The sequence below is a fragment of the cyanobacterium endosymbiont of Braarudosphaera bigelowii genome (assembly GCF_020885515.1).
Lineage (GTDB): Bacteria > Cyanobacteriota > Cyanobacteriia > Cyanobacteriales > Microcystaceae > Atelocyanobacterium > Atelocyanobacterium thalassa_A.
This window is the reverse complement of the sequence record NZ_AP024987.1, coordinates 1,229,335-1,242,606: the sequence shown is the minus strand read 5'-3', so window position 1 is coordinate 1,242,606 and position 13,272 is coordinate 1,229,335. Positions and strand designations below refer to the sequence as shown.

Genomic DNA, 13,272 nt, shown 5'->3' with positions numbered 1-13,272 from the left:
ATTATGAAAGTTGTTTGTAAGCTCAGTTTTGTATTTCATCGTTATGTTGGTTTTTTCAGTAAAAAATAGAAAAATTTTGATTTTCTTAGTTTCTAAAAGTTTTTGTTTAAAGAGACGTCAAGTTTAGCAAAAATAGGTTGAGGTTTAGATAAAAGTTTGTCGTGAGCTATTTTTCCCCATTGGCTATGTTTCTCAAAAGGAATAATTTTCTTTAAATACTCAACTTGATTAAAATCAACTGAAAAACCAAGTTGTTTGTAGATTTTGCTACTAAGGCCCGGAATAATTGGAGCTAATAAATAAGCAGCAAGACGCACCGATTCTAACACTCCGTATAAAACCTTTTCCATTTCTTCATGTTCTCCTTTCTTAAACAAAGTCCAAGGGGCTTGCTCGTCAATAAATTTATTACTTGCTCTAATTAAGGTAAAAATTTCTTCGCATCCCTCATTAAATTTAAGGTCATCGTAAGTTTTAATTACATTTTCTCCTAGATCCAATCCTATTTTTTTGAGTGGATGTTCTTGAGGTAAATCTGTCCCAGTTATTGAAGGTAGTAATCCCTTGCAATATTTCTGAGCCATTCCTAAAGTACGATTTAGAAGGTTTCCTAAGTCATCAGCAAGATCAGCATTAACAGTGTTTATAAAGCGGGTTTCATTAAAGTCACCATCTTTTCCACATTCTATCTCTTTTAGAAAATAGTAGCGTATTGGATCGGAACCATATTTATCAACTAATTCGAATGGATTTAAAGTATTACCTGAACTCTTCCCCATTTTTTGGCCATCTTTTGTCAAAAATCCATGACCAAAGACATGTTCAGGCAAAGGTAGCTTTGCTGACATAAGCATAGCTGGCCAATAAATTGCGTGAAATCGTAGAATATCTTTTCCAATCAAATGCAAGTTAATAGGCCATCCTTGAGAAATAGCACTATTGAGTGTTATTTCTTTTGACTCTGGTTCTAATAAAGCAGTAATATAGCCTAGAAGAGCGTCAAACCAGACATAAATAGTGTGTTTTGGATTATTAGGAACGGTAAAGCCCCATTTTACATTAACCCTAGATATGGAAAAATCTCTAAGTCCTTGACCAACAAACTTTAGAATTTCATTACGACAACTTACCGGCTTAATAAATTCAGGATTATTTTTATATATCTCTTCTAGTTGTAATTGATATTTAGACAATCTAAAGAAATAATTTTCTTCATCATACCACTCTGCTTTTTTATTAAAATGCACAGGGCAATAGCCACCTTCTAGTAATTCTCTTTCTTCCTTAAATTCTTCGCAAGCGACACAGTACCATCCTTGTTGCCTAGAAAGATAAATATCATCATTGTCCCAAACACGTTGAAAAAATTCATAGACAATCTTTTTATGTTGGTAATCTGTTGTCCGGCTAAAGCGATCATATTGTATATCTAACTTATCCCATAGGAGTTTAAAACTATTGACGATGCGATCACAATGTTCTTGTGCAGGTAAGTTATTTGCTTCAGCATTTCTTTCTATTTTTTGACCATGTTCATCAGTTCCTGTGATTAAAAGAACTTCTTCACCCTTAAGTTTTTTATAACGACTAATAACATCAGCTATCATCGTTGTGTAAGCACTACCAACATGTGGTAAATCATTGGCGTAATATAAAGGAGTGGTTAAAACAAATTTTTTAGGTTTTACTTTTTTTAAGGTCATTTATAAGATAAATATTTATTAATAAACGGCATACTTATGTTTTATATTTAGTATTCACAAGTATAGGCAGCGTTTGTACATTTTAGTCATTACTATGTGTAACTTCTTAACTAATAACCTAAATATATTTCTCTTTTCAATAAAAATACTCTTAAGGACCATTTATTAAGAATAAAATCATTATTTTAAGAGTTTTTGCGAAAAATTCTCTAACACAAACAATAAACAAGAATCTAAAGTAGTTTTTTATTTAAATAGTTTTAAAAAAAATGACTTTGTGAATCACCTTATAACAAAGGATATATTATTAGATATTTGTAAAATAGTAGGTTATAGAAGAAATATCTCAAAATAAATAAACAGGTTGTGACAATAATTAGCCTAAACAGATATTTTCTCTTTATTTCAGCTAACTTTCTTGGCGTTGATTCCGAGTATTAGTAATAGTGATAATTTTTGTATATTTTTTTACAAAGATTAATTGTTATGTTAGGGGTCTGTAGCAGTTATATGTTAGGATATTATTTCTGAGAGTGTGGAGAGGTGGCAGAGTGGTCGAATGCGCCCGACTTGAAATCGGGTTTGGTGAAAGCCAACGTGGGTTCGAATCCCACCCTCTCCGTTTCCTATAGTCATGAGTTATCTCAACTATAATGTTGAAGGTTGCTCTTGGGGCTGAAATTGAAATAAGGAATAAACAACATTTCTTCGAATATCGATCATCATTTCTAAAAACATTTCATAGCCTTCTTGCTTATATTCAATAAGAGGATCTTTTTGTCCATAACCCCTTAATCCAACAGATTCTCTTAAGGCATCCATAGACTGTAAGTGCTCACGCCATAATGTATCTATTTGTTGTAATATAAAAAATCTTTCTGCTTCTCTCATTAAACCAGGTCGAGTTTTATCTACTTGACCTTCTTTCATGCTGTATGCTTTACGGACTTCTTCATGAAGAAAAATTTTCATATCTCCAGCATCCATTTCTTCCATATCTTCTGCAACAATATCTTTTAAGAGATAAACAAATTCTTTGATCTTATTTACTAAATTTTTTACGTCCCATTCTTCAGGTGGAAGTTCTGGATTAACATAAGCATCAACAATTTCATCCATGGTTTTTTCTGCATATTGCAAAACTTGTTCCTTAAGATCTAAACCTTCTAATACACGACGACGTTCAGCATAAATAGCTCGTCTTTGATTATTCATTACCTCATCATATTCAAAGACCTGTTTTCGAGTATCGTAATAAAAGGTTTCTACTTTTTTTTGAGCCCCTTCTAGAGAACGAGTCAGCATTTTTGATTCAATAGGCATTTCCTCTTCAACTCGAAAAGCATTCATTAATCCTGCTACACGATCTCCACCAAATATTCTTAATAGGTTATCTTCCAAACTTAAAAAGAATTTAGTTGTTCCGGGATCTCCTTGCCTCCCAGATCTTCCTCTTAATTGATTATCAACTCGACGAGATTCATGGCGCTCTGTAGCCATTACGTACAATCCTCCTAGTTCAACCACTTCGTCGTGTTCTGCATTCGTATATATGTCATATTCTTGACGTATGATTTTATAAACTTCTCTTAGTTTAAGAACAACAACATCCTCAGTAGGTGCATTTTCAGAAGCAATAGCTATTTTCTCTTCTGCTTCTAGTTCTGAAATATTTTGCAACCCATATTTGTCAACAGCAAATGTCACTACACTTTTAATCAATTCTTGTGCTTTTTGTGAAAGCTGAGTAGGAAAAATATCAGCTGATGGCTTCCACTTTTTTCTATTATGCTCTTGTCCAAAGCCTCGAGAATGAGAATTATTAATTTTTGCTTCTTTTATTAACTTATTATCTTCAGGTGTAACAACCTGAGGCATTAAGTATTCTCGAATTTTAAGACGTGCCATATAATCTGAATTTCCACCTAAGATAATATCTGTTCCTCTTCCTGCCATATTAGTAGCAATCGTAACTGCTCCTTTCCTGCCTGCTTGCGCAACAATTTCTGATTCTCTTTCTACATTTTCTGGTCTAGCATTAAGAATATTGTGAGGAATATTTTTTTCTTGCAATAAAGAAGATATTACATCTGATTTTTCAACACTAGTTGTCCCGACTAGAATAGGACGTCCTACTTTATAAAATTCTTCAACTTCTTGTGCTACTGCTTTCCATTTAGCTATTTCAGTTTTATACACTACATCTGGATTGTCATAGCGTTGAGAAGGTCTATTCGTAGGAATAATAGTAACTTGAAGATTGTAGACTTTTTCCAACTCTGTCTCTTCTGTTTTAGCAGTTCCAGTCATTCCTGAAAGCTGATTGTATAATAGGAAAAAGTTCTGATAAGTAATAGTAGCTAAAGTTTGTGTTTCTTTTTGAATGGGAACTTCTTCTTTGGCTTCGATAGCTTGGTGAAGACCATCACTCCAACGCCTACCAGCTAAAACACGTCCAGTAAATTCATCAACGATAACAACTTCTTGGTTTTTAACTATATAGTTAACATCTTTAATAAATAATTCTTTAGCCTTAATGGCATTGAAAATATAATGAGCCCAAGGATTCTCTTGATCGTATAAATCTTGAACTTCTAATAATTTTTCAGCTTTTTCAAAACCTTGATCAGTCATCAAGACATTACGCGCTTTTTCATCTACTTCATATTCTTTCGGATCGTTTTCAGACTCTTGCCTTTCGAGATGTTTCGCAATTTCAGTAGCTTTGAGATATTTTTCTGTCGGTCTTTCTACTTGTCCAGATATTATTAACGGGGTACGGGCCTCATCTATTAATATTGAGTCAACTTCGTCAATGATACAGTAGTAAGGAGGACGCTGTACGACTTCAGCCATAGATGTAGCCATATTATCTCGTAAATAATCAAATCCCAGCTCACTGTTGGTAGTATAAGTTATGTCACAAGAATAATTTTTTCTACGCTCTTCAGGATTCATACCTGACTGAATAAGACCAACACTTAATCCAAGAAAACGATGAACCTGTCCCATCCATTCTGCATCTCTACGAGCCAAATAATCATTTACAGTAACAATATGAACACCTTTCTTTGTTAGTCCATTTAGATAAGCAGGTAGTGTTGCAACGAGAGTTTTTCCTTCTCCAGTTTTCATTTCTGCAATTTGTCCTTTATGGAGAACCATACCACCAATAAGTTGCACGTCGAAGTGACGCATCCCCAAAACACGTATACTTGCTTCTCTCACAACAGCAAAAGCTTCTGGAAGAATCTCATCTAAAATATTTCTTAACTCTTCATCACTACTAGCGGTACCTAGTACCTCTCTAAGTTCATGTGTTTTATATTTAAGTTGTTGATCAGATAATTTATGGATCTCTGCTTCCAACAAGTTAATTTCTGTAACAATTGGCTGAAATTTTTTAATTTTTCTAGTATTAGGATCACCAAATAAAGCTTTAAACATAAGATATTTTTTTAAAACTAACTTTACTTTCTAACTGCTCTTTCATATTTCTTAAATATGAGATCCAGATTTATAATTATTGATTTGAATATAGAACAGACTACTAAATTATTGTATATATATGAAGACATTATTGCTCAAAACAAAAAGATACTAATTAAAATAGTAATTTTAGTTAGTATCTTTTTTTGTAAAGCTCCCTGTCGGACTTGAACCGACGACCTACTCATTACAAGTGAGTTGCTCTACCAACTGAGCTAAGGAAGCAATAAAATGAAACTTTACAAGTATTCTATGTATAAGTACATAATACTATAACATATTTTTGTTATTTTTATAAATAAAAAGGTTAATAAATATAGTGGTGTATTATTTCAATTACATATAACTTATATGTAATTGAAATAATGAATTTAGTAAATTAATAAAATTTAACATTAAATTTATGATTTTTTATGTTGATTAAATATTCACAGTTATGTTCTTTTCACCCTACAATATTTGAATATTCTAATTTATCATTACAAGCTATTGCATCAAATTCTTCAATTATAGAAACGACATATTTATATTCAACAAGAAATTTTAGATTTTATTAGTGATTTCTATTCTTTCTTCAAGTATCTATTAGTTAATATGCTCGTTATATCTTGTGGTTTTACTACTTTTTCAAGATTATTTCTTTATTACTTCTATCAAGACCTATAAAAAATATTAATAAATTTTCATCCTGCTTTAACAAATAATTATGTCCCAACTTATTAAGAAGGTAAGCATATAGTGTTCTTTTTTAAATTATTTAATATTTTATACTTATTAGACAACTATAAGTTTTTTCAATCTTAGTATTAAGAACTTTTGTAATTTTTTAATAGTAATTTCATCTTGTTTAAGTAGCTGCTACGAAATATCTTCTTTGATTAAAAGAAGTTATACAATTATCATTTTCGCAACTATTAAACATGTAGTTTATAAAGATTTAGATGGCTTGGAGAGGTAACACTTTATCAACTAATTAGTTTACTATGAGATATAATTAATAAATACAAATGTTGTTTTATTGACTTCTGCTCAAAAAATGCAGATTCTAGGGTTATTATAATTTATACCCTAATCTATCAACACTTTTGAATCATCTGAAATTACTTGATTCTTCACTGCCGGGGAGAATCATTAAAGAGAAATGGAGAACGTAAAATCTAATGAATGCAACAAACGTCAAGAACCTAGTCAATCAACCTTATAAATATGGCTTTGTTACTGACATTGAAGCTGATACTATTCCTCGTGGTTTAAGTGAAGAAGTGGTCCGCCTCATCTCAGCAAAGAAAAATGAACCAGATTTCATGCTTGATTTTCGTCTCAAGGCTTTCAAGCAATGGCAGAAAATGTTTGAGCCTTCTTGGCCTCATATTACATATCCAAAAATTGACTATCAAAATATTATCTACTACTCTGCTCCAAAGCAAAAAAAAGAAAAACTTAATAATCTAGATGAAGTTGATCCTGCACTACTGGAAACTTTTGATAAACTTGGAATTCCTTTGTCAGAGCAAAAACGTCTTAGTAATGTAGCTGTTGATGTCATCTTTGATAGTGTATCAATAACAACAACCTTTAAAGACAAATTAGCTGAATCTGGAGTTATATTTTGTTCTATATCTGAAGCACTAGAACAATATCCTGAGTTAATTAAAAAGTATCTTGGAAGCGTAGTACCCATAAGTGATAACTTTTTTTCAGCATTAAATTCTGCCGTGTTTAGTGATGGTTCTTTTGCCTTCATCCCTAAAGGTGTGGAGTGCCCTATGGAACTTTCAACATATTTTCGTATTAATAGTGGAGATGCAGGACAATTTGAAAGAACTTTAATAGTAGCAGAAGAAGGAGCCTCTGTGAGTTACTTAGAAGGTTGTACAGCTCCAATGTTCGATACTAACCAATTGCATGCTGCTGTAGTTGAGCTTGTTGTCCTAGACAATGCTAGCATTAAATACTCTACCGTTCAAAACTGGTATGCTGGCGATGAAACAGGAAAAGGAGGAATTTATAATTTCGTTACTAAAAGGGGACTTTGTAAAGGAGTTAATTCTAAAATATCTTGGACTCAAGTAGAGACAGGTTCAGCTATTACTTGGAAATATCCAAGTTGTGTACTAGTAGGAGATAACTCTATTGGAGAATTTTATTCAATTGCGCTGACTAACAATAAACAACAGGCAGATACTGGGACTAAGATGGTACATATTGGAAAAAATACTCGCAGTACTATTATTTCGAAAGGAATTTCTGCAGGAAACTCCACAAATAGTTATAGAGGCTTAGTTAAAATGGGTCCCAAGGCTCAAGGGGCTAGAAATTATTCTCAATGCGATTCAATGCTTATTGGTGATAATGCAGAGGCTAATACCTTTCCTTATATACAAGCAGATAACAATACGACAAAAGTTGAACATGAGGCTTCTACATCTAAAATAGGAGAGGATCAATTATTTTACTTTGCCCAGAGAGGCATCCCTGAAGAAGATGCAGTCTCAATTATAGTTAGTGGTTTTTGCAAGGATGTACTAAGTGAGCTACCTATGGAATTTGCTTCTGAAGCAGATAAGTTATTAAGCCTTAAACTAGAAGGAAGTGTAGGTTAATATAATTAAATATAAAGTGTGAGCATTAATTGAAATATAGTTAGTTTGTTATTAGGTATTTAGAAAAAATTATGGACAATGTTATCTTATCTGTTAAAAATTTAACTGCTAATGTTAGTGGAACACCTATTTTAAAAGGTGTTAACTTAGAAATTAAAGCAGGAGAAATTCATGCAATTATGGGTAGAAATGGATCGGGGAAAAGTACTTTCTCAAAAATCCTTGCAGGGCATCCTGACTATGTAGTTACTGGAGGAGAAATAATTTATAAAGGACAAAATATTTTAGAAAAAGAACCCCACGAAAGAGCATTAGATGGAATCTTTCTAGCTTTTCAATATCCTCTAGAAATTCCTGGAGTAAGTAATCTTGATTTCCTCAGAGTTGCGTATAATATTCGCAGAAAACATTTAGGTCTAGAAGAGATAGATACCTTTGATTTTGAAGATTTAGTTGAAAAAAAATTAGATATTGTTAAAATGGACCCTGCTTTTCTTAATAGAAGCTTAAATGAAGGCTTTTCTGGTGGAGAGAAAAAACGGAACGAAATTCTTCAAATGGCACTTTTAGAACCAACTTTAGCAATCTTAGATGAAATTGATTCCGGTTTAGATATTGATGCTTTAAGAATTGTTGCTGATGGAGTTAATCAATTAGCTCATTCTAATAATGCTTTTCTACTAATTACTCACTACCAGCGTCTACTTACATACATTCAACCTCATCATATTCATGTTATGTATGATGGAAAAATTGTTATTAGTGGTGGTAAAGAATTAGCTTTAGAGCTAGAAGAAACTGGCTATGATTTTATAGAAGAAAAATTACTGAAAACAACTTAAATTATTTACATATTTAATCATTAATAAATATTAAAATTTTAGCCATTTTAAATATTTATTGAGCCTTAACTACAATTCAAGATTATCGCTGTATTTGCAATTATTGATTTTAAATGCATGAAAAACTCTATATTAGAAACAACAAGTAAAGAATTTTATTTAGATAACCTGTTAAATCAATTCCAAATCAATAATATTGATAATTTCAAGAGTTTAAAACAGGATTCACTTGAACAAATTAGAAAGTTATCTTTCCCTACTTCCCAAGATGAGGAATGGAGATTTATAGACCTTAGGGAACTATACAAACATCAATTTAAAATTGCAAAAGCTACAAAAGTTACAAAGAAAAGTATTGAAGATCTTATTATTCCTGAAGTTAAGGCAAATTGTATAGTATTCGTAGATGGCCTATATGATGAATCTTTATCAAGTATTACCTTATCACCCAATGATATCTTTATCGGTACGTTAAAAAATTTGCCAGATATAAAGAAGGATGAAGTTTATACTCTTTTAAATAATAACTTAAACAAAAAAGATATATTTAGTAGACTAAATACAATAGGGTTGATCGATCCTGCAGTTATTATAGTTAGTGAAAATACCACTATCAAGGAACCAGTTCAGTTATTATTTATTTCAACTCAGCAAAGTAGTTCTTCATTAGTACAGCCACATACATTACTTGTAGCAGAAAAAGGAGCTAATGTATCTTTTATTGAGTGCTATTCAACCATAGAAAACTCACATTTAAATCAAGATCAGATTAATCCCTATTTTACTAATTCTGTAACAGAAATTTTTTTAAAAGATAACGCGCGAGTTACTCATAATCGAATACAACTAGAGTCAAATATAAGTTTTCATATTGGAAAAAGTAATGTTACTCAAGATAAAGATAGCTTTTATGCATTAAATCAAATTGATTTGGGCTCAAGGGTTTGTTGTAATAATATACAAATTTGTCAGAATGGATCTCGAACAGAAAGTTGCTTAAATGGTTTGAGTATTCTTAATGATGATCAAATTTCTTGTACAAAAACTTCTATTAATCTTAATCATCCTAATGGAATGATTGATCAATTACATAAATATGTTGTTGATGATAAAGCTCATGGAATTTTTGATGGAAAAATTATTGTATCTAAGCTTGCTCAAATAACTAATGCCAAACAACTAAATCGCAATTTGTTATTGTCAAAAAAATCTCGTATTAATACTAAACCAGAACTTCAAATTACAGCAGATAATGTCAAATGCTCTCATGGCGCAACTATTAGCCAATTAGAATCTAATGAACTTTTTTATTTGCAAAGCCGAGGTTTAAGCGAAGCTAATGCACGCCATTTGTTGGTTAATGCTTTCATACGTGAAATAATAATGAAGATACCTTATAAATCTCTCGAACAAAAGTTGATAAAATATATTGTTTCTCATACTAAACAATATTAATTTCTATGCAAAAATTATTTAATTGCAAAATACTTATAGCAAATTCATTATGACTTTAATTCAAAATATTCGAGATGATTTTCCAATCTTAAATCAAACGATACAAGGTAAACCTTTAATTTATCTAGATAGCGCTGCAACCTCTCAAAAACCATCAGTTGTTATCGAGACTTTACACCACTATTATGAAAAAGATAATGCTAATGTTCATCGTGGTGTTCATACCTTAAGTGTTAAAGCGACAGAATCTTATGAAGCATCTCGTGATAAAGTGGCAAAATTCATTAACGCAAATTGCCGAGAAGAAATAATTTTTACGCGAAATGCTACAGAAGCTATCAATTTAGTTGCTTATAGCTGGGGGCTAAATCATCTTAAACAAGGAGATGAAATCTTAACTTCTGTAATGGAGCACCATAGTAATTTAGTTCCATGGCAAATGATTGCTCAGAAGACAGGAGCTGTTATAAGGTATATTCAATTAACGGATAATGAAGATCTTGATTTAGATCACTTTAAATCAATGTTATCTGAAAAGACTAAACTGGTTTCTATCGTTCATATCTCTAATATGCTGGGTTGTATAAACCCAATTGAAGAAATAACTAAACTATCTCATAGTTTTGGAGCTAAAGTATTAATTGATGCATGTCAAAGTGTTCCACATACTCCAATTGATATACAAAATATTGATTGTGATTGGTTGGTAGCAAGTGGTCATAAAATGTGTGGTCCCACTGGTATTGGTTTTTTATACGGAAAACGTAAAATTTTAGAATCAATGCCTCCATTCTTGGGAGGAGGAGAAATGATTGATGAAGTATTTCTCGATCATTTTACTTATGGAGAATTACCTCATAAATTTGAAGCAGGGACTCCAGCAATAGCAGAAGCAATAGCTTTAGGAAGAGCTGTTGATTACTTAACGGAGATAGGAATGAATACCATTCATTCTTATGAAGAACAGTTATCAAGTTATTTATTTCAACAATTAGAAAGAATTCCAAATCTCAGGGCTTATGGAGTAAAGAAAATTAAAAATGGCATAGGAAAGGCTGCCTTGGCATCATTTAATGTAGATGGAATACACGGAAGTGATTTATCAACTTTATTAGATAATGAAGGAATTGCTATTCGTTCTGGAGATCATTGTACTCAACCTTTACATCACTTATTAAAAGCTTCAGGAAGTGCTAGAGCAAGTTTATACTTTTATAATACTTTTGAAGAAATAGATAAATTTACTGTGGCTTTAAAAGAAACTATTGATTTTTTCACAAAGATAACCGAATAATGTAAGGCAGTCTAGATTATGGAAAGAATATCGTTTATTCTTTAGTGAAACTTATTAGAATTTTAGTTAGGATAATATACCAGAAAATTACATTCACGAATCAGAGTATAACTTTTTAATATAGATTAACTAAATAATTCATATTGATTTTTCTCAGAAGCTAAAAGTTAGTTTATACTTGGCTAACAACAAATAATCTTGAGTATAAAATTAAGATAAATTTTTTTTAATTTGCTCTTTATCTAAAATAATATGCACTATTTATAAATTTACTTTAGAAAAATCTTTGTTAATAATTTTGGAACGATAAAGAATAAACACATATAATATTTTAAAAAATTTAAGTCTCAGATTGTATATGAGTATAAACTAATTAAATTAACACATTTAATATGAACTAATAATTATAATTAGAATAAACTATTATTATTTTGAAGATTAATCTAATACAATAGCTATTGATTATTTATTATGTATCAATTCAGTTTCTAAATATTAATGAGAAAACTGACAATGTTATTTTTATTCTATAAAATTTCAATAGGCTAAATAAATTTTCAGAGTCCAGAAAAGAGTAGTTAGCCAATAGTATTTAGATAATCTTTTAAAAACATAATTAATAAATTCTAAAATTTGGGCTTAAATAATAATTATTAGAGATTGCCTAAAAAATCATTATGTCATCATCATCAAAACGAATTTTATTTATCAGTAATGGTCATGGAGAAGATAATCATTCATCTTATATTATTGAAACTTTACTAGAGATGCACCCAAGTATAGAGATAGCAGCAATGCCCATAGTCGGTGAAGGTAATGCTTATCGTCGATTAGGTATTCCTATTATTGGTCCAACACAGAATATACCATCCGGCGGCTTTTCTTATACTAATCGATTGCATTTTTTAAAGGATCTACAATCGGGACTATTAAGTTTAACTTGGAGACAATTGCAAAAAGTTTGGGAATATTCCACTACCTGTGATTTGATAATGGCTACGGGAGATTCAATATCTCAAGGTTTTGCTTATTCTACTGGTCGCCCTTATATTTCTTTTATATCTTGTTTATCTGCTCTTTATGAAGGGAAATTAAATATAGGTCCTTTTTTAGGAACTTTTTTACATTCTTCCAGATGTCTAACTGTATTTACTAGAGATCCTTATACTGCCCAAGATTTGCAGAGCCAAAATATAAGTAAGGCCAAATTTGGTGGTATCCCTTCTCTTGATAAATTAAAGCCTACTGGCAAAAACTTAAATCTTCAAGCTAATATCCCTATGATTGCTTTACTTCCAGGTTCAAGACTACCAGAAGCAATTCGTAACTTAAAATTACAATTAGATTTTGTCTTAGAAATTTGTAAACTTACATCTTTTTCAAGAGTTCAATTTCGTGCGGCTTTGGTTCCAAGACTAATGAGCAAGTTAGAAGAAATTGCTAGCAGTAAAGGATGGGAGTGTAATAATAATAAATTAATTCACCAAAATAATGCACAAAGAGTAGAGATCCTATGTTACTCAGATGCTTTTAACGATATTTTACATGAGTGTACTTTAATGCTTGGAATGGCTGGTTTAGCAGTAGACCAAGGGATAGCTATTGGGAAACCAGTTATTCAAATACCTGGAGAAGGACCACAGTTTACTTATAGTTTTGCTGAAGCACAAACGAGATTAATTGGTAGTTGTGCTCAAACTATTGGTACAGGACCTGCTTCTTTAGAAACTCTAAGAGAGGCTGCCCGATGTGTTGTGGATACTATAAACAATAAAGAATATCTATTGGCTTGCGTAGAAAAAGGACAACAAAGATTTGGATCTCCTGGAGCTTCTATAAGAATTGCAAATTCTCTGTTAGGCCATTTGGGTATTGATAATAATTAA

At 31.3% G+C, this 13,272-nt stretch carries 7 protein-coding genes and 2 tRNA genes; 6 read left to right on the top strand and 3 right to left on the bottom strand.

The features are described 5' to 3' along the window. Positions 1–92: 92 nt before the first annotated feature. Positions 93–1,703 (bottom strand): methionine--tRNA ligase, encoded by a 1,611-nt coding sequence (metG, locus tag LPC16_RS05145; RefSeq protein WP_229637085.1) that lies wholly within the window; start codon positions 1,701–1,703, stop codon positions 93–95. Between the two features lie 537 nt (positions 1,704–2,240). Here metG and LPC16_RS05140 point away from each other — a divergent pair. Then, positions 2,241–2,325, top strand: a tRNA-Ser gene (locus LPC16_RS05140). Between the two features lie 26 nt (positions 2,326–2,351). On the opposite strand, the gene secA is transcribed toward LPC16_RS05140, so the two are convergent. Next, positions 2,352–5,150, bottom strand: a complete 2,799-nt coding sequence (gene secA / locus LPC16_RS05135; protein WP_229637083.1) for a preprotein translocase subunit SecA — start codon at positions 5,148–5,150, stop codon at positions 2,352–2,354. Positions 5,151–5,344: 194 nt separating this feature from the next. Next, a tRNA-Thr gene (locus LPC16_RS05130) sits at positions 5,345–5,417 on the bottom strand. Between the two features lie 935 nt (positions 5,418–6,352). Between LPC16_RS05130 and sufB the strand changes: the two genes are divergently transcribed. The 5 genes from sufB (at position 6,353) to LPC16_RS05105 (ending at position 13,272) form a co-directional block, all read left to right on the top strand. Beyond that, the gene (gene sufB / locus LPC16_RS05125) at positions 6,353–7,795 is read left to right on the top strand and encodes a Fe-S cluster assembly protein SufB (protein ID WP_229637081.1); all 1,443 of its coding nucleotides are present in this window, start codon (positions 6,353–6,355) and stop codon (positions 7,793–7,795) included. A gap of 71 nt (positions 7,796–7,866) precedes the next feature. After that, positions 7,867–8,637 (top strand): Fe-S cluster assembly ATPase SufC, encoded by a 771-nt coding sequence (gene sufC / locus LPC16_RS05120; RefSeq protein ID WP_229637079.1) that lies wholly within the window; start codon positions 7,867–7,869, stop codon positions 8,635–8,637. 117 nt (positions 8,638–8,754) lie between these two features. Continuing rightward, positions 8,755–10,092, top strand: a complete 1,338-nt coding sequence (sufD, locus tag LPC16_RS05115) for a Fe-S cluster assembly protein SufD (RefSeq protein ID WP_229637074.1) — start codon at positions 8,755–8,757, stop codon at positions 10,090–10,092. A 49-nt stretch (positions 10,093–10,141) separates the two neighbouring features. Beyond that, the gene (locus LPC16_RS05110; RefSeq protein ID WP_229637072.1) at positions 10,142–11,386 is read left to right on the top strand and encodes a SufS family cysteine desulfurase; all 1,245 of its coding nucleotides are present in this window, start codon (positions 10,142–10,144) and stop codon (positions 11,384–11,386) included. 677 nt (positions 11,387–12,063) lie between these two features. Then, a complete protein-coding gene (locus LPC16_RS05105) occupies positions 12,064–13,272 on the top strand; it encodes a lipid-A-disaccharide synthase-related protein (RefSeq protein WP_229637071.1) in 1,209 nt (402 codons plus the stop codon).

Coding starts and splice junctions, on each gene's coding strand:
- sufC (WP_229637079.1), top strand. CDS start 7,867: ATGGACAATGTTATCTTATCTGTTAAAAATTTAACTGCTAATGTTAGT.
- LPC16_RS05110 (WP_229637072.1), top strand. CDS start 10,142: ATGACTTTAATTCAAAATATTCGAGATGATTTTCCAATCTTAAATCAA.
- LPC16_RS05105 (WP_229637071.1), top strand. CDS start 12,064: ATGTCATCATCATCAAAACGAATTTTATTTATCAGTAATGGTCATGGA.
- metG (WP_229637085.1), bottom strand. CDS start 1,703: ATGACCTTAAAAAAAGTAAAACCTAAAAAATTTGTTTTAACCACTCCT.
- sufD (WP_229637074.1), top strand. CDS start 8,755: ATGAAAAACTCTATATTAGAAACAACAAGTAAAGAATTTTATTTAGAT.
- sufB (WP_229637081.1), top strand. CDS start 6,353: ATGAATGCAACAAACGTCAAGAACCTAGTCAATCAACCTTATAAATAT.
- secA (WP_229637083.1), bottom strand. CDS start 5,150: ATGTTTAAAGCTTTATTTGGTGATCCTAATACTAGAAAAATTAAAAAA.